Below are 20,224 nucleotides of genomic sequence, written 5' to 3'. Positions count from 1 at the left end.
ACTTTATAAATCCCCCTACTTATTAAAATCTCTGTCCTAGAGGAATCTCAATCAAAAATTCTGCACCCTTTCCAGGTTCTGAGAAACACTTCAGTACCCCGCCATGTTTCTCTACTACAATTTGATAGCTAATTGATAGACCTAAACCAGTGCCTTTACCTACAGGTTTGGTGGTGAAAAAGGGGTCAAATAAGCGCTTTCTCACGTCCTCCGTCATTCCTGCTCCGTTGTCTGCAATCTTAATCACCACTCTATTGTTTCGCACTTCGGTAGAAATCGAAATTGTAGCGATTGGAGACTCTTGACTGGTGACTGGGGAAGGGTAAATTGAGGATTGGGGATTAGGGGCAGAAGAGGCATTTTCCCGGAGTCCCCAGTCAACAGTTCCTATTTCCAAAGCCTCAATAGAATTGCTTAAGATGTTCATAAACACTTGATTAAGCTGTCCGGCGTAGCATTCTACCAAAGGAAGTTCGCCGTACTCCTTAATAACTTGAATCCCGGTGTGGTTAGGGTGCGGTTTCAAGCGGTGATGCAGAATCAGTAAAGTATTCTCTATTCCCTCATGGATATTTACTGGCTTCATTTCTGCTTCATCGAGTCGGGAGAAGTTCCGCAAAGACAGGACAATCTGACGGATACGTTCTGCACCAATCTCCATTGAAGACAGCATTTTTGGCAGGTCATTAATGATGAAGTCTATGTCAATTTCTTCCTGTCGGAGGAGAATTTCCGGGTGAGTATTGGGGTAATGCTGTTGATAAAGGCATATTAAATCGAGTAGTTCTTGGATGTAGTCGCTGGTGTGGCTAAGATTTCCGGTGATGAAATTGACTGGGTTATTGATTTCGTGGGCGATACCTGCAACCATTTGCCCCAGGCTGGACATTTTTTCGGTTTGAATTAGTTGAGATTGGGCTTGTTTGAGGTTGTTCAAAGCAGTCGCCAGCTGTTGAGCTTGGGTTTGCGCGGCTAGGGCGGCGGCGCGAGTTTGGGCGTAGAGTTCTGCTTGGTCAATTGCGATCGCTAGCTGATCCACCACAGCTTGCAACAACTCCACTTCGCTATTACTCCAAGGTTTAGCACCACTGCAATGACTGCAAACAATTGCTCCTAGATGTCCGGCGTGGGTTTTTAGCGGCAAAAGCAACAGGGAAGTAATCCCCATAGGCGTTAACAGCTCTTTCGTTTGGGCATCCAGGCTGTTGTCATTCTTGACATCATCAACTCGCAGGATCTGGAGTTGGCGAATTTTTTCACTCAGCTGGGAAAGTTCTTGAGGCGGACAGTCTCCGAGCAAACTCGGTTGATTGGGCTTAGCCAGGGCTTCGTGAGTTACTGTCAAGCTAGGCTGATTGGGAAGCGACCAGCACCACAAATACTGGCAGCGGTCAACTTGCAACAAACTCCGAATCTCCTTAACAGCGGTTCCCAGAATGGTATCTAGATCCAGAGAGTCCCGAATCTGACTTGCTAAGCCAAAAAGCAAAGCTTCCCGACGCGCCAAGAGTGCTTCTTTTGCCCAATTTCGATCGATGGCGAGTGCAAGGGCATTGGCTACCCACCCCAACATATGATTAACTGCTTCAGTAAAGCGCGAATGACTGCCCACAGCGATCACGCCCACTAGCCGATCTTCCACAATCAAGGGATATCCTGCAAAATAACTGTTGGCGATTAGCAAACAGCTTTCGGCCAACTCACCGTTATAAAGACGCGCTTCCATCCCAGCCGACCGCAGGCTGCTATCTTGACTTAGGTAGGGTTGACGGGTTTGGGCAACGAAGCCAATTACGGAACCTTCCAGAGAGACGCGACGCTCAGCCAATAAATCTTGCCAATACACTTGGCTAAGAGAATTTGCAAAGGCAATTGCTTGCGGTTCCAGAAAAGCCTCTGAAGCAGAAGCTTCTGCAACACTCTGTTCGTTAAATGTCCAGATACTGACAAAATTCGCTTCCAGATGCTGCAACATCCCTTCTGTACAGCGGTTGAGCCTTTCTGATAATGTGCCGCCAGCGCCCAAGGCGGTGCCAATTTCTGCTTCTAAAGTATACAGACGCGATCGCTCTAGCAGTGCTGCCTCTGACTGTTTACGAGTTGTAACATCGCGGAGAAAAACCGACAAACCATCTTGATAAGGATAGGATCGTACCTCCAGCCACGTTTCCAGAGGTTGATAAAATTCCTCAAAGTGAACCGTTACCTGACAGGAAACTGCTCGGTAAGATTCGCTTTTGAAAGTAGAACCGACTGTTTCTGGGAACTCATCCCATATACACTTACCAATTAATTCCTCTTTTGTTTTAAACAAAAGTTGCTCTGCCCGCGAGTTCAGGTAAGTAAATCGCCACTCGTTGTCCACGCTAAAGAAAGCATCGGCGATACTTTCCAAAATATTTCTGGTTCTATTTTCACTTCTAACCGCCGCCTCTCGCGCCGCCTGTTCTCGTGCTAAAAGTTGGATGCGCTCTTTCTCGGCTTGCTTGTGTTCATCGATGTCAGTGTTCGTCCCAAACCAACTGACAATCTGCCCCTTGTCATCGCGCACAGGTAGCGCTCGTCCCAAGTGCCAGCGATAGCTGCCATCAGGCGCATACCGCAGGCGAAATTCAACTTCGTAAGCATCTCCTGTTGTCAGAGAATGCGACCAACGTTCAATGCAGTGTTGCACATCATCTGGATGCAGTACATTTTGCCATCCCCAACCCACCATTTCCTCATATGTGCGTTGAAAATACTCTAGAATGCGCTGGTTGACATAATCGAGTGCGCCATTTGGCTCGGCAGTCCATACCTGCTGGGGAATGATTTCCGTTAGGGCGCGAAAACGGTGTTCGTTCTGCCGTAGCGATTCTTCGGTTTGTTTGCGCTCGGTGATATCTTGGCGAATCGCCACATACTGATGTGGTTTTCCTTCACAATTCAATACTGGAACAATGGTGGTATATACCCAGTAATAAGTTCCGTTTTTAGCTCGGTTTTTGATTTCCCCTTTCCAGACGTTGCCACTGCTAATGGTTGCCCACATCTGTTTAAAAAATTCCTTTGAATGGTACCCGGAATTGATTATGCGGTGGTTCTGTCCGAGCAGTTCTTCTTTAGAGTATTCAGAAATTTCGCAAAATTTATCGTTTACATAGGTGATAGTTCCGGTGCGATCGGTAATCGCCACAATTGAAGATTGATCTAATGCAAACTTGATATCTGTTACTTGTTTAACTAAGTCAGAAACTTCTAACTCTGTCCGCTGGCACTCTTGTACTGCCTGGGTATCTTTGCTATTTTCAATTATAGTTTCTAGTTGAAATTCGCTTTCTCTCATCCCTAAGTTTGTCTGCTGATGAGTCATAATAATTTGTTCTGCTGTTATTAAGTTTTCGTATGGGGACAAAAGCGCGATCGCTACTTGCCTTAATGCCCTAATTGCTTCCTGCTCTTTCTCGCTTAAATCTCGCGGCACATAATCGATTGTAGATAGCACTCCAATCATCAATCCGGAGGGGGTGACTAAGGGGACACCTGCAAAAAATCGAATATTTGGGGCAGATTTCACGCTGGGATGGTTCGCCAAAGTGCCATCGCAAAGGGCATCTCGAACGATTATCAAATCAGATTCTTGAGGGTGCGAGATGGCGCTAGCGCAGAAAGCTAGATACTTGTCTGCTTCGGTGGTGGTAATACCCAGTTTTGAAACTAGCCATTGTTGTTCGTCATCCATGAAGCTCAAGTAAGCTACTGGTGTCTGGCAAATGTCAGCCATTAGACGAGTCAGATTGTCAAAACCTGCTTTCAAAGAAGAGTCTAACAGCGGGCATTGGCGCAGCTCGTCAAATTTGATACCTTCGTTTCTAGGTAAAAATGGGTTCATCTTTAAGCGCCCTCTCCTCTAAAATCAGCCTTCGAGCAATTTAAGTATAAAAAAACACTTTTTTACATATTCTAGATGCGCTGTTTAATAATATCCTTCAAAAATCTACGGAAGCCGCGCTTGAAGGCTTTAAGCCGCAGGCGATCGCTTGACACTTTGGAGTTAGACCGAGTAAGTGAGATAAATAAAAATGTAACATTTGCATCTAGCAAAAATATTTTTTACACAGATACGCAAGCAACAAACAGCAATCCTCGCCTCAACTCACTCTTGTCGCAAGAGAAGAGCTAACGCGATCGCTATGAGCCACTTAGCCCAACCTTGCTTAATCTAGGGTTCCCATAGAGCATATATTTCTATCACCCATCGATATATTTTGGATTTTTTGTTTTTAGTATAGTGGTAAAAATCAACGTAAAGTCGCCAAGCCGTTTCCTAGGCCCAGCTCAATCTTCCACCAACTCAAATGAAGATCAGCTCTCAGATTTTTGTTACAATAATTTATATATAGTTCAGTAATTTTGCTGTTAACCGCTCACTCGCAATCGAGATAAAGTGCGTATGTATGATCTACGTCTCGAAATATATCAACTGTTGTAAATTAATTTACACGGTGAGTATGTTAAGAATAATTGTTAACAAAGGGGATTAAAATGGTAATGTTATATACAGTGTTATCAAATAATTCTATACAAAAATGCAGTTCTCTTTTACTTACTAAGGTTGATGCCAGAACAAACTTATTTTTGTTTAGCTAGTAATAGCCTGGGAATATTATTTGCAGTTTTAAACTTTTACTAACCTAAAAACTGGGGGAAAAAATGCCTTCAACCTTGAATGATCTACCCGCTATCCTAGTAGTCGATGATAGCCCCGTAATGCAAACTCTGCTCAAAAAGGCGCTAGAGAAAAAATACAAAGTTTTATTAGCTGATAACGCAGTGGATGCCTTATCAGCAATATACCACCAGCAGATTGAAATTTTGTTACTGGATGTTTCAATGCCAGGAGTCGATGGATTAGAACTTTGCCGCACCATTCGCAGCTTACCACAATTTCATCATCTACCCATCATCATGTTAACAGCAAGAGATGGAGTGTTTGACAAGGTACAAGGACGGATTGCTGGTGCCACAGAATATTTGACAAAACCCTTCGATGTGGAGCAATTGCGTCAGGTTGTTGGCAGTTTTGTTAAGTCTAATTGTGCCACTGAAATTTGAAAAAGTTCTCGTTGTTAATAGTGCAATACGGTTCACTTAAGAACAGGCGTGCTACTTAGGGTTTGGTTTTTTAGTCAGGACTTACGCACTTACCGTGAACTAAAGTTCCGGCTCAAAGCCCAAACCCATTGAAATGGGTTGGTTCGGGTTTTTTAGTCAGTTTCAACTGACTTGGGCTTTCAGCCAGGAAATTGATTTCCTGGTTCCTAGTGCGTAAGTCCTATTTAGTTTTAAGTCAACTGTATTGGATTTTATCCCCCTTTAAAAAGGTAGGCAAAGCCTTGATTTTCTTAGCCCCTTCATTTAGCCTTGGGGTTGGAGGATCTTGGCGGTTTGATTGCACTAACCGAATCGTAGTGCCATTGGGGGAGGCGAGAGCCTCCAAAACTTGCGTTCCCAAGAGGGAGCCTGGGAACGAGAAATCTATTAATTATTAAAATTACTTCTCCGTCATCGTCCAAACGCCATCCCAGTCGCTGGGGACGGGGTTGGTGAGCCAATATTTACAACGATCTAGGTGTAGGGAAGCTGCCTTATCCTGGGGATCAAGTGCCATAACTTTTGCAAACTCGCCGATAGCGAAGGCAAATTCACGATTGAGGTAAAGTTCGCGAGCTTTGTGGTAAAGCTCGATCGTATGCTGCTTCTGATCGGGAATTGACTCAGAACGTAACCCCACCAATTCATAAATACTAACTGGTTGGTTCTTGCCCTTAACTCGAATACGGTCAAGTTCTCTCGCCCATACTCTGTCATTGCAGGGTCGATAGGTGCTTTCGCTGATAATGATATCGCAACCGTACTGCTTACTGGCACTTTCTAAGCGAGATCCCAGGTTAACACCATCACCAATTGCTGTAAATTCCATACGGCGACTAGAACCGATATTGCCACTAATTACGGTGTCGGAGTTAATGCCAATACCAATTTTGATTTCTTGCTTTTTGGATGCTAGACGACGTTCATTGAAATCTTCCAAACGATGGCGCATTTCGACTGCTGTTTGCACGGACATCCAAGCGTGATCGTCTAGAGGTAAGGGTGAACCAAACACCGCCATGATCGCATCACCAATGTATTTATCGAGGGTGCCTTTGTGCTTAAATACAGCATCTACCATTGACTCAAAATATTCGTTAAGCAGTTGCACCACTTCTTCCGCCTCCATTCTTTCGGTCAAGCTGGTGTAGCTGCGAATATCTGAGAATAAGACAGAAACTTCCTTGCGATCGCCTCCTAATTTAGCCTCACCGCTATTGATTAGCTGTTCTGCCAGTTCCTGCGTCATGTAGCGATACATCGTACTCTTGAGGCGTTTCTCTTGAGAAATATCATCCATCACCACCAGCGCACCGTAGACATTGCTAGCGTCGCTGGCATCAGCAATCGAGTTAATCGATAGGTGAACGCTATGCTGTTCCTCCCCGGTAGACAATAAAGTTTGATCCGGGTAATATTGCCGACGGCATTTTTCATCAGCTGCTTTTATAGCCGCGCCAAACCATTTGGAAAAATCGCCTTCTTTGATGCGAATAAGTTCATCAATTTTTCTACCTTCTAGATGGTCTTGTTCGCTAAATCCTAAAAGCTTCTTAGCACTTTCATTAGCAGCAATAATATAACCAGATTTATCAGTAGAAACAACTCCATTAGAAAGGCTGCGGAGAATATCTCGCTGCATTTGTTCTTGCTGCTTGACTGTCGCAAACAACTTGGCATTTTGCAACGCTACTCCGGCTTGAATATTAAATGCTTCCATGAAAGCTTCATCACTTTGGTTAAAGCTTGCCTTCCAGCATTCAGGTGGTTCCGGCCAGTTTTGAGGATTATATGGCGGAAGTTCTCCTTGCTTTTTCTTGTTTACAAGTTGGGTGACACCAATCAATTCTCTATCTGCATTAAAGATTGGCATACATAATAAACTACAGGTGCGATAACCATTAGCTTGATCGAGTTGTTTAGAAACTCCAGAGTCGGGATCGTCGTATAAGTCAAAGGAAATATTTAAAGGTTGACCAGATTCGGCAACTTTACCAACATAACCTTTGCCTTGTGGTACTCTGAGTTCTCTCATGGAACCATCAGCCAGAGATATTTTTGTCCATAAATCATGGCGATCGCTATCTAACAGCCACAAGGTACTGCGATCCGCGTTCATTAAATTTTTCGCTTCATCCATCACCCGTTCCAGGGTGTCTTCTAAGTCCAAATTACAATGGCTTAAGGAGCGCGTCGCCTTCATTAGCGCATCACTGGCCCTTTGCTTCTGCGTCGCCGCGTAAAACGACCGGGAACTTTCCAGAATTAGGCGAATTGAGGGGGCAAATTCTTCAAAAACTGTTTCGTCTTCTTTAGAAAATCCTTGCAGATCGATTCTTTCTGCTAATTTTTTTTCTGGTTCGTGCGGTAATTTTAACTTATTAATTAATTGGACTACCGCCACCAAATCTCCCTGCTCGTTGAGCAAAGGCAGAGTTAACATTGTGTAGGTACGGTATCCGGTTTTTTCGTCGGTTTGCTTGGCAAACGCTGACCGAGGATCATTATAGAAATCAAACTGTATATTAATGCTTTTCTTGCGTGTTGCTACATCTCCGGCGATGCCTTTATCAGCAGGAATCCGCAACTCTAAAGGTTTTCCTTGATCGCCTTCGGCAAGAATTGACCATAGTTGGTTCTTCTCTTCATCGAGTAAAAAAATCGTAGTGCGGTCTGCACCTAATAATTCTCCCGTCTTCAAGGTAATAGCATTCAGCATTTCTTGCAAAATGGCTTCAAAACCCTGACTGTCGGTCAGCATTGACAGGGTGTGATTTACTACCCGAAGTTTATCTTCAACACCTGTGACGACTTCTTTAAAACTTTCCTTTTTTAGTGGCGCGAGCAGCGCTGTAAAACTTCCAGTTTTTGTAGCTAATGAGCCACCACGATTCGATTGATGTGGATGATTTTGCGGCATTTTATGCCCTGAGTAATTTTCATCTTGGTGGGGAACAACGTCAATTACCTGATCGGTGTTATTCCAACCATTGATTGTGGTAGATGAAGATGTCATATATTTTACAGGTGCCTGATGTTGAGAAAGGGAGGAGGCTTTGCAAGTATCCTATAAATTTTAAGGAGACATTTTTTTTGTCTAGTGAGCAAAGATTATACTACTCAACAGTTTAATCTCTCTTTGGGAATTAGACATCTGCTTTTATCCAGGGTAGGTGTGTTTGACCGTGGCAGCTTGAGTAAGAAGAGACTCGGCAAAGGCGATCGCATCTTTGGCGGAGTGTCCGCCAGCTAGGGTTGCTAGTTCTTGGCGGCGAGTTTGATGATTGTCTAGAACGCTTACCCTAACGACAGTGCGTTCGGAGGGAGGAAGGATAAAGGATGAAGGATGAAGTGATTTATCGTTACCATTGGTTTCGATGACTTGTTTATCGACGCGAAAATGTCGATCTGCCATTGCTGCAACCAGGGGTTGGTGAGTAACGCACAAAACTTGCTGTCGTTGGGAAAGTTGGTGAAGTTTATCTGCGATCGCTTGCGCTACTCTTCCAGACACTCCCACATCTATTTCATCAAAGATTAGCGTACCCGGAGCGTTAAGGGTAGCATCACCGTGCGTTCCTGCCGAGAAGCAAGCTTTCAAAGCCAGCAAAAAGCGGCTCATTTCTCCTCCAGAAGCAGTTGCAGCCAGCGGTTGCAGTGGTTCTCCGGGGTTGGGACTGAAGAAAAAGGCGATCGCGTCTGCACCAGTTGCAGTTGGGGAAATAGGCGAAATTTTAACTTGAAACTGCACCTTTTCCATTGCTAAAGGCTTGAGTTCTGCTATCAGTCGCGTTTCTAGTTCCCCAGCAGCAACGCGGCGGAGAGTTGTGAGTTTGCTAGAAACTTCGGTTAAGGTTTCCTGACACGCTTGATAATTTTTTTCCAGTTCTTCGAGAGACTGTCCTTCTCCCTGAAGTTCTGCCAGTTCTGCGCCGATGCGAGTATGGTATGCGATCGCATCCGCTAAAGTCGGGCCATACTTGCGGCAAATCTGCTTAAGTTCCCTGATCCGCTCCTCAACCTCAGTTAGTCGCTGGGGATCTGCCTCCAAATTATCACCGTAGGCGTTAATTTGCTGTCCGGCTTCCACTACCTGCGCCAGTGCGGTACTTACCATTTCCAACACTGGTTGCAGGCTAGCATCATATGTCACCATATCACTAAGTGTTGCCTCGGCTTGCCCTAACAAGTCAGCACCCGCTGACTCGCCGGAGTCATTTTGGTAGAGAGCTTGATAAACCTGATAACTCAGCTTTTGTAAATCCACCACATGACTGAGGCGCTGGAGTTCTTGTTCTAGCTGTTCTTGTTCGTCCGGTTCGTTTAAAGAAGCGGTGTTTAATTCTTTAGCTTGATATTCTAACAAGTCAAGCCTTTGTAAACGTTGCTGTTCAGAGTGGCGGCGGTTATCAAGCAAAGCTTGTGCTTGTTGACAGATAAGATAAGCAGTTTGAACGACATCTCGCTGTCTAAGTACGGCTTCGCCAGCGTAGACATCCAGCAACTCGCGCTGGATGGCTGGTGCCATAAGTTGTACAGTTTGACCTTGAGCGGTAATTTCCACCAAGCGATCGCGCAGACGATCCATCATCTGTCGGTTCACCAGAACCCCATTCAGGCGAGATCGACTGCGGAGACTTCCTTGAGAGCAGGCAATTTCCCGACAACAAACTATAGCATTGTCGTCGAGCAGTTCAATCTCCTGCTCCAACAGCCAATCACTCATCAATGGGTCTACTTTAAAAGTAGCTTCCACCATCGCGCGTTCAGCACCAGTTCTAATCGACCATTTAGATACTTTCCCGCCTAAAGCAGCATCAATCGCATCCAGAATAATCGATTTTCCGGCACCAGTTTCGCCAGTAAGAACATTCAAACCAACGCCGAATTCCAGTTCTAGCTGGTCTATCAAGGCAAAATTTTCAATCCGTAGAGACAGGAGCATGGAGCAAAGTTCACCTTGAGGGGAGAGGTCAGGCACTGGCAACCCAGTGAACAATGGCAAGTGCCACATACGTAATAGATTAATGAAAAGAAAACGGGTACTGAGCTACCAAATTTAGTTTAGTGTCTACTTCCAAGTCTCGAAACTTTTCGCCAAACCGGGAGATTGACTTTCCCGCTATTGCTTCGAGCTTTGGCGCGTTAGCGCTTCATTATCCTAACAACAGTTATTGTTACAATACTTTACATCGCCCTGAAGTCGCTTCCTAAGCTTATGAATGTAAAAACAGTCTCCTCTGCCCCCTACCAGACAGGCACAGTTGTCATCGAAAAGACAAATGGTTCAGCGCCTGTTGAGGTTGATGTAGAGACGCGGTATATCCCGTCTTCAGTACCTACTACAAGCTATATCCAACCAGAAGGACTGCGCTACAATCCCGTCACCATTAACGAGATTTATCGGCACCAACCATTCCAAGTATGGGGGCGACTGATCAGCATTCTAGTGCCATTGCTGCGCTTTGCCTTCAGTTTGTGGTTGGACAAGCAAACGGGAAAGGTTGCCCAAAATGAACGGAAACGGGCAATTGCGTTGCGCCAAATGATCGCCAGACTGGGGCCAGCTTACATCAAGGTAGGACAAGCGCTCTCGACGCGACCTGATTTAGTTCCTCCGGTATATTTAGATGAACTGACACAGCTGCAAGACCAGCTGCCACCATTTCCGAACGAAGTGGCATATAGATTTATTGAGGAAGAATTAGGCGATCGCCCGGAAAACATTTACGCTGAACTTACCCCAGATCCAGTAGCAGCAGCGTCACTGGGACAAGTTTACAAAGGCAAGCTCAAAACAGGCGAAACCGTTGCCGTAAAAGTACAGCGCCCCGGTTTGAAAGAACGCATCGCCCTAGATATTTACATTCTGCGCGGTCTTGCTGGGTGGGCGCAAAACAATCTCAAACAGGTGCAGAGTGACCTGGTAGCCATCATGGATGAATTTGGCACCCGCATCTATGAAGAAATGGACTACACCCACGAGGGACACAACGCCGAGCGCTTTGCTTCTCTATACGGTCATTTACAAGATATTTACATCCCCAAGATTTACTGGGAATACACCCAGCGTCGCGTCCTGACGATGGAGTGGATCAATGGCACCAAGTTAACTCAGCCAGAGACACTCCGCGCTCAAGGAATTGATGCCGTTCATTTAATTGAAGTCGGTGTCCAGTGTTCGCTGCGGCAGTTGTTGGAACATGGCTTTTTCCACGCTGACCCCCATCCAGGCAACCTGTTAGCAACTCATGACGGCCAGCTGGCTTATCTAGACTTTGGCATGATGAGCGAGGTCAAGCCTTATCAGCGATACGGCTTGATAGAAGCAGTCGTTCACATGGTCAACCGCGACTTTGAAGGACTCGCCCGCGACTACGTGAAGCTAGAGTTTTTAACCCCGGATACTGACCTGACTCCCATCATGCCAGCGCTTACCAAAGTCTTTAACAACGCACTGGGCGCTAGCGTTGCGGAGATGAACTTCAAGAGCATCACCGATGATATGTCGGCTTTGATGTATGAGTATCCTTTCCGCGTCCCAGCTTACTACGCGCTGATTATCCGCTCTCTGGTCACGCTAGAAGGGATTGCCATTAATGTTGACCCCAACTTCAAAGTTCTCAGTAAAGCCTACCCCTACGTTGCCAAACGCCTCTTGACAGACCCCTCTCCAGAGCTACGGACATCTCTGCGCGACCTGCTGTTTAAAGACGGCAGTTTCCGCTGGAATCGTCTGGAAAATCTGTTAAAAAATGCCCGTAACAGCGACGATTACGACCTGAATCAGGTGTTGAATCAAACGCTTGATTTTCTTTTCTCGGAACGGGGCGCGTTTATCCGGGAAAACCTGATTGATGAAATTGTCAAGGGTGTAGACACGCTCGGACGGCGGTCTTTCCAAAATTTCACATACTCGTTACGCGAACGGGTGGGAATGACGGTTAATGAGGCACCGCCAACGGTAGAGGCATCCCAGAGTCTGGATCATATCAAACGGATTTGGGACATTCTTCAAGAAACGAAGGGCTTTGACGCGATGCAACTGCTGCCTGTGATTCCCCAGTTGCTGATGAAGCCAGAAACTCAGCGGATGGGACAAAAAATTGCTGGCGGTTTGGTGCAGCGGGTAGCGGCGCGACTGATTCGGGACGTTTTACTTCAGGATACGCCTCCAGAAGCCTCTCGGAACGGTCAAAAGCCCCGCCAATATCCTCAAACACCTCCGCGCTTAGCTTTGCCTCCTGCTGCCCTTAGATAAGGCTGTATAGACCCTAGGGGACGCGGCTGCGCGCCTCTATAAAGGGTAATTGTAAAAAAGGCTGGGTCATTGAAGAGCGTATCTTCGCTCCTCTATGACCCAGCTAATTTTTTTTGATTAGTAATAGCATTTGTCTGTGAGGCTACATTTGGCAAGCAATCCTCAGCAGTTAACCCGTTGTTCTATTCACTTCAAGTTTGATTAATAGAAATTTACGATCCAGCTTAGTTTTAGGCGATCGCTTCCCTACGCTTGCTAACCTAAAGCAGCATAGCTTGCCAACTGGATAAATCTTTAAGGATTTTGGTTATGAACGCACAACCACAGATTATTAGACAAAGTGAGTTACTCAATCGGCTGGTGCTGGATCGCAGTACAGCAGAAGAAGTCGGTCGTGTAGATCAATTGTGGTTAAATCCTCAATCTCACCAAGTTGTAGGTTTTAACTGCAAGTCAGGATTTTTGGGTAGTCTGAAACAGGTGTTTAGGTGGGAGCAAATTACTACTATTGGCACCGATAGTATTATCGTCAACAAAACTCTAGAAGTTATTGAACCTGAAACACCAATTCAGAAAATTTCTTTGATTGGTCATGAAGTGTGGACGGACGCAGGTAACAAGGTTGGCAAAATAGTAGATTATCTCTTCAATCCTCAAACTGGCGCTATTGTTAATTACTTATTTGTTTCTAGTGGTTGGCGTGGGGCTTTGGATGGGATTTACCTACTTCCGTTAGAAGCGATCGCTTCCACTGGAAGTAAACGAGTAATTGTCTCAGATGCAATTATTCAAACTCCTCAACAGTATGCCGAGGGACTAAATCAAAAAATGACTCAAGCGGCAGAGTTAATAAAAGAAGACTATAAGAAAACTCAGGATGATTTAGAAGCTCTAAAGCGCAGCGCTCAAAATATTGCCGAACAAGTCAAAGACACAACTGAAACTGTGGCTGGTATTGCTAAAGAAAAACTTTCTGAGGCGAAAGCACAACGACAAGATCCTTCTCAACCGACTGAGATAGTGCAAACGATTGATACTACAGCTCAGCCTTTACCAAACGAACCTCCACAGTTACCAGAAGATACAAAATAAGTTAATTGTAAGGGTAGGGAGAGAGGCGATTGCTCCTCCTCTTTATCCAAAGCCAATACACAAAACTATCATTCATGATAAAGCGATCGCGTTTGGCTGGAGAGAATGCGATCGCTACCTCTTCTCTTGCTAATTCAAAGCCTTTACATTTAGGTCATTTGGGGTAAGTTCAGCTTTTCCCCAAATTTCAGGTAACTCCGTTACCCAAGAAACAGGTACAGAAATCACATCTAAAGTTTCCCCATCTTTAAAGACTTCCAGAGTATATCCCGGCTCTTTCTGATTTTTGGTAGGAAGTAGATGATCTAAAACAACTCCTTTGTCGCCTTTTTGAACTGCGCTATCAGGAACGTCTTGATTAAGCAACACCCACTGAAATAATCTTGCTGTTGTCATTGTTTTAGCCTTCCTGTGACTTGTCAGGATATAAAGTTATAAATTTAACAATATCTGCTTCCTCATCCTGCTGCCAGATAGTCATTACCCTAACTAGCCTACTATTAGGGCCATACCACTGGCTTTTGACCTTTAAGCGAGTACCCCAATCTGTGGACGTTATTTCTGTAACTTTAGACCCATCTACAGCGTTTAGTATATCTCTCTTCAGAATTTCCCAATTTTCAAGGTTATAGCCTGCTAAAGCCAAATATTCTGATTTATCATTTTTGGGCTGGTAAACAAGTAAGTAGCTGGTTATTTTCTGGTCTTCAATCACCAGCTTGGAAGGTAGCCTCATTAATTTTGTCTAGGCCTTTTATCTTGAAGTAATTTAAATTTTTTCTTTATGTTTACTACCTCCACTGTCTGCTGTTGAGTCTGTTGACCCTTTTAATTTCAGCAGTGACACTGTTACCTTTTCGCGCTCTGCTTTCAATTCTTCATCGTACTCTGGCTCTTTCCATTTGCTTCGAGATGTTAACTCGTAAATATCAGTTTTACCCTTACGAGTAGTTTTCTCTACTAATCCGCAGCTTTCTAGGGTTTTTAGAGCATACTGAGCTTTCCGGACGCTCATTTTACAGATTTTTGCTGTCGTGTTTAGGTTGGAGAAACACTTACCCCTACGGGCTATGTGGGCATATAGTCTGAACTCGTAAGGACTCAGACCGTACAAATCTAGGTATGCGTGGACAAAAATCATTCGGTTGGAACGATTTTCCTCTGTGTCCATAAGTTTATTTGTTTTAAGTAGGCATCTATGTTAGTAACCCCAGTATATCGTGCAGGGGAAGTATATCCATAAAAGATTATTTTGATTAATTTTATGGATATACTTCCCCTGCACAAAATGCTTTGCTTGCAGAAAACTGTGCAGACCCATAAAATAGACAAAAGAAAGCCGACTGGTAGGACAGCCGGCTTCCGGGAAAAATTTACTTGATTTTCCAGTTTTCAACCTCTGGAGGAGGTCTTTCATGACTAATTTTAGCTCAAACTCTACACCATCGGATACCCAGCGTCTTGAAGTTATCCAGGAACTCCATAAGCTTCTGGCTACAGTGTTCCAAGCTGCTGGTGGCTCTATCGGTGTAGAACCTGTCATTCGTCTAATGCAGTTCAGCGGTGTTTGTGCTCCGCTAGCTACTCAGCCACCTACGGTAGCTGAGATCCTTGAGGAAGTAAAGGACGCTGGAATCAAATTGACTCCGACATTAACGATTAAGATCAATAATTCCCCGTTTCAAAAGGTGCGAGACGCAATTGCCATCTACACCAAGGTTTATGGTAAAGGCGGAGGGAAGTACCCAGAAAGCGTGTTCTGTGAGATTCTTGAAAACGAAGTGAGGAAATCTAAACCTTAAAACTAAGCTGTAGAGGAAAGCCTCTCGCCAAACCACCAGCGAGAGGCTTTCCTCTACACTATCCGCTATTGCTAACCACTAAACTACGCACTGACAACTTCCTTAGCGGCGTACATCTGTTCAACGGTGATGACGCTGAAGAGGCGATCGCTCTCAAACTCCAAAACGTTTATGCTTGATGCTGCGCTAGCCAAGTCGCTAGTTCTGTTTCATCTGAAAAGTCTAATAAAGCTTCGCTCAATTCATCGAGAGCGGTTGCAGATAAGCTGTTTATTGTTGATTGTAAATCGGGAGCGATCGCGCCGATTCTTCGAGCCAGCAAACGATTAACAATTGTCAACTTTCCTTGTTGAATTCCTTCCTGTAAACTCTGTTCTACTCGCTCGACTCCCCAAGGTAGCATATTTCCATCATCCCACCACCGTAACCAATTAGCAGTTACTTCTGCCTTTGTTCCCTGCCAAACTCCCAGAAATAAACCTATTGATGCGATCAAGTAACGTCCATTCGCATCGGGTTGTCGCAGTTGATAGTGTCCCTCTACTAAGTCATGGACTTCTAATGTCCCATGATTAGGGTCAAAAATTACATAAATTGGTACTTGTAAAATGCGCTCGTAAAAGTACCATTTTCCATAGGGATAAGTAGATTTAGCGGAATATTCACCCTGTTCGGTATCTGATAGAAACTCCATAACAACTGCTGGGATATCACCCTCCGCATGAGGCGTATAACTGCGGCGAATGACTCCTGCTGCGACGGGTGACACATTGGGAATGTAAACCCAATCAGGTGCTTTTACAACTATTTTCTCGTTCACAGTGGCGCAGATACCAAAGTTGGAAGCGATAATCATGGATGCAGTAATAAAATCTGCGATTTCCAGAATTTCTCGCAGCGCCGATGCTAATAAAGGATGATAAATGTTTTCCACTGGATCGTCAGGTAATTGAAAGTCATCGGGTAAGTTTTCCCACTTGATAGTGTAGGATGTTTTAGAAATTGCTACTTGAGTTTGAGTCATATAATTTACCTTTTATTAATAAACAGGAAATAAATTTAATAGTAAATTTTTTAACAAATAGCAGCCAGCCCTAAAAACTGGCTGCTATTTGTTAATGGCTGACTGCTGAATTACGCGCCGACTGCTTCTTTAGCTGCGTACATAACTTCTAGGGTGATGACGTTGAAGCCGCGATCGCGTGCAAATTTCTCGGTGTTGCGCTTCACTTTGCCGCGCACGAAACCAGGAACTTTGTTGAGTTCTGCTTGTGCTTCTTTGTTCCAACCGAGGTCAGAATCAGCAGAAATTCCCTTGGTAATCACTTCTTTGGTGTCGTGTCCGCCGAAGATTTCCAAGAGGTGATCTTCCATTCCCAAAGTGAAGGAATTGTAGATCAAATCTGTAATTTGATTGGTGCCTTCGTAGCCGCAGAATGGCTTGTAACCGATGGGGAAATTCTGCACGTGAATCGGTGCTGCAATTACGCCGCAGGGAATATTTAGACGCTTACCGACGTGACGTTCCATTTGGGTGCCGAAGATGGCAGAAGGTTCCACACGAGCGATCGCATCCCCAATTTGACCATGATCTTCGGTGACAATCACTTCATCGCAGTATTCGCCCACCTGCTCTTTGAACCACTCAGCATCGTACTTACAATAAGTACCTGCCCAAACAACGTGAATCCCCATTTCTCTTGACAGAATTTTGGTGATAGCGGCGGCGTGGGTGCTGTCGCCAAACACCACAGCTTTCTTACCAGTCAAATTTTGGCAGTCAATTGAACGGGAGAACCAAGCGGCTTGTGAAACGTGCAAAGTTTGCTCGTTGATGTAGTCTGTGTAGTCAACATCTGCGCCTTGAGCGTTAATTATTTCCTGAATTTTGCGGATGCAACGCGCTGTTTCTACCACACCCATCGGCGTAATATCTACATAAGGCATCCCAAATTCTTGCTCTAGGTAACGAGCTGCCATTGGGCCGATTTCGCGGTAAGGAACCAGGTTAAACCAGGCTTTAGGCAAATTCTTGAGATTGTGAACTGATGCGCCTTCGGGAATTACCTCGTTTACCTGAATTCCCAAATCAACCATCAACCGCTTCAACTCGGTGCAGTCGTGGTGATTGTGAAATCCGAGGCTGGAAATTCCGAGAATGTTAACTGAGGGCTTTTCCGTTTTCCCTTCTGGTAAATCGCCTTTTTTCCGGGCTTTTTCGATGTAAAGCTGGACAATTTGCCGCAGGGTGATGTCGGCTGCTTGCAGTTCATTGACGCGGTAGTGGTTCACATCCGCCAGCATCACGTCTGACTTGGTTTCTATGGAAGCTCGTTCCACAAAGTTTTCCAGGTCTTCTTGGAGAATGCTGCTAGTGCAGGTGGGAGTCAGCACAATCAGGTCTGGGTGTTCCTCAGCGTCTTTGCGGGTGATGTTGTCCACCACCTTTTCCTGGGAGCCACGCGCCAAAACGTTCCGGTCAACGGAACTGATGGTAACTGGGGTGAAGTTGCGATCGCGCTCTAGCATCGATCGCATGACGTTGAAGTAGTCATCCCCAATCGGCGCGTGCATGATGGCGTGGACGTTCTTGAAGGAGCTAGAGACGCGCAGGGTGCCGATGTGAGCTGGGCCTGCATACATCCAGTAAGCCAATTTCATAGATTTCTCCCTTATGGTGATTCCTAATTTTGTGTCTGGAGGCGGCTGAAATAGTTGATTGCAAAGGCTTATTGTCTCAGATTCTCTCAAACATCAATGCGGCTGTGCTTTAGAGAAATTGTTAACCTCGTCAACATGGAAAAGAGGTTGTAATGTGCTTGATGACTAGGATGCAAGGTTAGGAAAGCGCGATCGCGCTTCCCTGTCATCGCAATTAATCTTAATTTTTTTCCACATTCCGTTTCAATTACCACCTAGTATTTCCATAGTAACTATAGGCTGATATCTATATAATCGGTAGTGGAAGCAACTTTAAAATCATAAATATATTAAAAAGTCAATAGCTAACCATTAATTTATAGATAGGAAGTGGCAATGTCAACGAAACATGAATGGGAATGGTTAACAGCTAGTTCTCACTATCAAACTGCGGTGGCTGTTCAGCAACTTTTGAATCAGGGAAAATTGATTGAATCAAGCGAGGGTTTGGATGAGTTAATAAAAGCTTTAGAAGGGGTCGAAAAACGGGTAATAAAAAACCAGCTAATCTTGCTGATGCGTCACATTCTTAAGTGGAAATGTCAACCTGAACGTCGAGTTTCAGAGTGGAGTCTTATTATTCGTTCAGCGCGTACAGAAATTGAAGACAGTCAAGAGGAAGTTCCTAGCTTAAATCAAGATTTTATTAAATCCATCTGGGATAAATGCTTTGATGCAGCTTTGAAAGAAGCTGAAATCGAAATGGGTAATAAATCTCAATTTACATCACTTTCTTGGAAAGAAGTGTTTGAGGATGAGTACACTTTATTACGATGAACATATTAGGAGCATCCCGTTGCGTGCAAATCTACCCTTATAAACTTTAGGCGTTATATCAAATCCGGTTGATTACCCACAAATCTCTAGAACCCGGAACCCCACAAGAACAGCCCTTAGAGAGCAAGCCAGCCCGTAAGCCACACATAGCCGTAGGCTATGGCGGGGTGCGGTTCCTCTCACTACAAAAACTCTTACAGGAGGAAAGTCCATATGGAAGTTACCGAGAGTTTATATAATCTAATCGAGGAAATGGGAAAAGTAGAAAAACGAGCTGTCAAAAGTCAATTAATTCGGTTAATAAGTCATACTATAAAATGGAAATGTCAACCAGAAGGTCGAAGTTCTAGCTGGGTTATCACTATTACTTCTGCTCGTAGAGAAATTAAAGATACTCAAGAGGCAAAACCTAGCTTAAATCGAGAATTTCTTGAATCTATCTGGGAAAAATGCTTTATTAAAGCGGTCAAAGATGCTAAGGATGAAATGAATATAAAGTGCGAAATTACTTCACTTTCTTGGGAAGAGGTATTTGAGGAAGAATACAGCTTGTTAGCAGAATATTAATTTAGCTAAACACAATTTTTAAAGCTTCGCGCTGTGCTATTAGCATTTCTTGAATACCCTTTTCTGCTAAGTCCAACATTTGATTCATCTGAGTGCGGTTAAAAGTTCCTTCCTCCGCAGTTCCTTGAACTTCAATTACGCCCAGATGTTCGTTCATCACCACGTTGAAATCTACCTCAGCGCCAACATCTTCAACGTAGTTCAAATCCAAAAATGGCTCACCTTCTAAAAGTCCGACAGACACGGCAGCTATTTGATGACGAATAGGCGATCGCTCCAACTCTCCTATCTGCACCAATTTATCCAAAGCATCTGCAAGCGCCACAAAACCGCCTGTAATCGACGTTGTACGGGTTCCCGCATCCGCCTGTAAAACATCCGCATCCACAGTCACCGTGCGTTCTCCCAGCGCCTGCAAATCCAGAGATGCCCGGAGACTGCGCCCAATCAATCGCTGAATCTCTTGAGTGCGTCCAGACAGCTTGAGAAATTCCCGTTCTTGGCGTTGGGGTGTGGCGCTGGGTAACATTCGGTACTCAGCAGTTAGCCAGCCTTTACCGCTACCTTCTAAAAACTTGGGAACACCCTTTTGAATGGTCACGCTACACAGAACATGGGTATCGCCGCAGCTAGTCAGAACCGAACCAGCGGCAAATCGGGTGAACATTCGCTCAAAACGAATCGGACGAAGTTGATCAGGTTGCCGACCATCAGGACGTTGCCAAGACATCGCACTTGCCTCAAAATCCTTGATTAGAATACAGCAGTTAGTGGTCAGTTTAGCGTAACTATATCCTTTGCAGGCTTAAATTACTTTTTAAGCGCAAAGATACGCAAAGGACTCTGCGAACCTTTGCGTTAGCAAAGCGACGCGACAGCGCTACCTCTGCGT

Annotated in this window: 15 protein-coding genes; 6 read left to right on the top strand and 9 right to left on the bottom strand. The window is 44.7% G+C overall.

What is annotated here, in order from left to right; translation table 11 throughout:
- Positions 1-22 precede the first annotated feature (22 nt).
- Positions 23-3,871: a PAS domain S-box protein gene (locus H6F63_RS23745; protein ID WP_190639834.1), complete on the bottom strand. Its 3,849-nt coding sequence runs from the start codon at positions 3,869-3,871 to the stop codon at positions 23-25.
- Between the two features lie 821 nt (positions 3,872-4,692).
- Between H6F63_RS23745 and H6F63_RS23740 the strand changes: the two genes are divergently transcribed.
- On the top strand, positions 4,693-5,094 hold the full coding sequence (locus tag H6F63_RS23740) for a response regulator (protein ID WP_190639833.1): 402 nt from the start codon (positions 4,693-4,695) through the stop codon (positions 5,092-5,094).
- A gap of 439 nt (positions 5,095-5,533) precedes the next feature.
- Here the strand turns inward: H6F63_RS23740 and H6F63_RS23735 are convergent, their stop codons facing one another.
- The gene (locus H6F63_RS23735) at positions 5,534-8,053 is read right to left on the bottom strand and encodes an adenylate/guanylate cyclase domain-containing protein (protein WP_190639933.1); all 2,520 of its coding nucleotides are present in this window, start codon (positions 8,051-8,053) and stop codon (positions 5,534-5,536) included.
- A 240-nt stretch (positions 8,054-8,293) separates the two neighbouring features.
- Complete coding sequence (gene recN / locus H6F63_RS23730; RefSeq protein WP_190639932.1) at positions 8,294-10,078, bottom strand: DNA repair protein RecN; 1,785 nt, start codon at positions 10,076-10,078, stop codon at positions 8,294-8,296.
- A 273-nt stretch (positions 10,079-10,351) separates the two neighbouring features.
- Here recN and H6F63_RS23725 point away from each other — a divergent pair, with 273 nt between their 5' ends.
- Both H6F63_RS23725 and H6F63_RS23720 read left to right on the top strand, forming a co-directional pair.
- Positions 10,352-12,394: an AarF/ABC1/UbiB kinase family protein gene (locus tag H6F63_RS23725; protein WP_190639832.1), complete on the top strand. Its 2,043-nt coding sequence runs from the start codon at positions 10,352-10,354 to the stop codon at positions 12,392-12,394.
- Positions 12,395-12,703: 309 nt separating this feature from the next.
- Positions 12,704-13,486, top strand: coding sequence for a PRC-barrel domain-containing protein (locus tag H6F63_RS23720; RefSeq protein ID WP_190639831.1), 783 nt, complete (start codon positions 12,704-12,706; stop codon positions 13,484-13,486).
- A gap of 129 nt (positions 13,487-13,615) precedes the next feature.
- Here H6F63_RS23720 and H6F63_RS23715 read toward each other — a convergent pair whose 3' ends face one another.
- The 3 genes from H6F63_RS23715 to H6F63_RS23705 are packed head-to-tail and all read right to left on the bottom strand — an operon-like array spanning position 13,616 to position 14,657.
- Positions 13,616-13,882, bottom strand: coding sequence for a DUF4926 domain-containing protein (locus H6F63_RS23715; protein WP_190639830.1), 267 nt, complete (start codon positions 13,880-13,882; stop codon positions 13,616-13,618).
- Between the two features lie 4 nt (positions 13,883-13,886).
- Positions 13,887-14,222 carry a DUF6883 domain-containing protein gene (locus H6F63_RS23710; protein ID WP_190639829.1) on the bottom strand — a complete coding sequence of 112 codons (336 nt, stop codon included), beginning with the start codon at positions 14,220-14,222 and terminating at the stop codon, positions 13,887-13,889.
- A gap of 33 nt (positions 14,223-14,255) precedes the next feature.
- Positions 14,256-14,657, bottom strand: a complete 402-nt coding sequence (locus H6F63_RS23705; RefSeq protein ID WP_190639828.1) for a helix-turn-helix domain-containing protein — start codon at positions 14,655-14,657, stop codon at positions 14,256-14,258.
- Positions 14,658-14,901: 244 nt separating this feature from the next.
- Between H6F63_RS23705 and H6F63_RS23700 the strand changes: the two genes are divergently transcribed.
- Entirely contained in the window at positions 14,902-15,288 is a 387-nt protein-coding gene (locus H6F63_RS23700) for a hypothetical protein (protein WP_190639827.1), read from the top strand.
- Positions 15,289-15,457: 169 nt separating this feature from the next.
- Here the strand turns inward: H6F63_RS23700 and H6F63_RS23695 are convergent, their stop codons facing one another.
- Together H6F63_RS23695 and bchB are read right to left on the bottom strand one after the other, a co-directional pair.
- Positions 15,458-16,312: a DUF4351 domain-containing protein gene (locus H6F63_RS23695; protein WP_190639826.1), complete on the bottom strand. Its 855-nt coding sequence runs from the start codon at positions 16,310-16,312 to the stop codon at positions 15,458-15,460.
- Positions 16,313-16,422: 110 nt separating this feature from the next.
- Positions 16,423-17,949 carry a ferredoxin:protochlorophyllide reductase (ATP-dependent) subunit B gene (gene bchB / locus H6F63_RS23690; protein ID WP_190639825.1) on the bottom strand — a complete coding sequence of 509 codons (1,527 nt, stop codon included), beginning with the start codon at positions 17,947-17,949 and terminating at the stop codon, positions 16,423-16,425.
- Between the two features lie 375 nt (positions 17,950-18,324).
- Between bchB and H6F63_RS23685 the strand changes: the two genes are divergently transcribed.
- Positions 18,325-18,765, top strand: a complete 441-nt coding sequence (locus H6F63_RS23685; protein WP_190639824.1) for a DUF29 family protein — start codon at positions 18,325-18,327, stop codon at positions 18,763-18,765.
- Between the two features lie 213 nt (positions 18,766-18,978).
- Positions 18,979-19,332 carry a DUF29 domain-containing protein gene (locus H6F63_RS23680; RefSeq protein ID WP_190639823.1) on the top strand — a complete coding sequence of 118 codons (354 nt, stop codon included), beginning with the start codon at positions 18,979-18,981 and terminating at the stop codon, positions 19,330-19,332.
- A gap of 1 nt (position 19,333) precedes the next feature.
- On the opposite strand, the gene rph is transcribed toward H6F63_RS23680, so the two are convergent.
- Positions 19,334-20,062 (bottom strand): ribonuclease PH, encoded by a 729-nt coding sequence (rph, locus tag H6F63_RS23675; RefSeq protein WP_190639822.1) that lies wholly within the window; start codon positions 20,060-20,062, stop codon positions 19,334-19,336.
- Positions 20,063-20,224: the final 162 nt, after the last annotated feature.

Origin of the sequence: Trichocoleus sp. FACHB-40, from assembly GCF_014695915.1 — a bacterium.
GTDB classification, from domain to species: domain Bacteria; phylum Cyanobacteriota; class Cyanobacteriia; order Cyanobacteriales; family FACHB-T130; genus Funiculus; species Funiculus sociatus.
The sequence above is the reverse complement of the archived record's forward strand: the minus strand, read 5'-3'. Positions and strand labels throughout refer to the sequence as shown.

Excerpts from the sequence above, each read along its gene's own strand:
- recN (WP_190639932.1), bottom strand. The coding sequence starts at position 10,078 with ATGCTCCTGTCTCTACGGATTGAAAATTTTGCCTTGATAGACCAGCTA.
- H6F63_RS23735 (WP_190639933.1), bottom strand. The coding sequence starts at position 8,053 with ATGCCGCAAAATCATCCACATCAATCGAATCGTGGTGGCTCATTAGCT.
- H6F63_RS23720 (WP_190639831.1), top strand. The coding sequence starts at position 12,704 with ATGAACGCACAACCACAGATTATTAGACAAAGTGAGTTACTCAATCGG.
- H6F63_RS23705 (WP_190639828.1), bottom strand. The coding sequence starts at position 14,657 with ATGGACACAGAGGAAAATCGTTCCAACCGAATGATTTTTGTCCACGCA.
- H6F63_RS23740 (WP_190639833.1), top strand. The coding sequence starts at position 4,693 with ATGCCTTCAACCTTGAATGATCTACCCGCTATCCTAGTAGTCGATGAT.
- H6F63_RS23695 (WP_190639826.1), bottom strand. The coding sequence starts at position 16,312 with ATGACTCAAACTCAAGTAGCAATTTCTAAAACATCCTACACTATCAAG.
- H6F63_RS23710 (WP_190639829.1), bottom strand. The coding sequence starts at position 14,222 with ATGAGGCTACCTTCCAAGCTGGTGATTGAAGACCAGAAAATAACCAGC.
- H6F63_RS23680 (WP_190639823.1), top strand. The coding sequence starts at position 18,979 with ATGGAAGTTACCGAGAGTTTATATAATCTAATCGAGGAAATGGGAAAA.
- bchB (WP_190639825.1), bottom strand. The coding sequence starts at position 17,949 with ATGAAATTGGCTTACTGGATGTATGCAGGCCCAGCTCACATCGGCACC.
- rph (WP_190639822.1), bottom strand. The coding sequence starts at position 20,062 with ATGTCTTGGCAACGTCCTGATGGTCGGCAACCTGATCAACTTCGTCCG.
- H6F63_RS23685 (WP_190639824.1), top strand. The coding sequence starts at position 18,325 with ATGTCAACGAAACATGAATGGGAATGGTTAACAGCTAGTTCTCACTAT.
- H6F63_RS23700 (WP_190639827.1), top strand. The coding sequence starts at position 14,902 with ATGACTAATTTTAGCTCAAACTCTACACCATCGGATACCCAGCGTCTT.
- H6F63_RS23745 (WP_190639834.1), bottom strand. The coding sequence starts at position 3,871 with ATGAACCCATTTTTACCTAGAAACGAAGGTATCAAATTTGACGAGCTG.
- H6F63_RS23715 (WP_190639830.1), bottom strand. The coding sequence starts at position 13,882 with ATGACAACAGCAAGATTATTTCAGTGGGTGTTGCTTAATCAAGACGTT.
- H6F63_RS23725 (WP_190639832.1), top strand. The coding sequence starts at position 10,352 with ATGAATGTAAAAACAGTCTCCTCTGCCCCCTACCAGACAGGCACAGTT.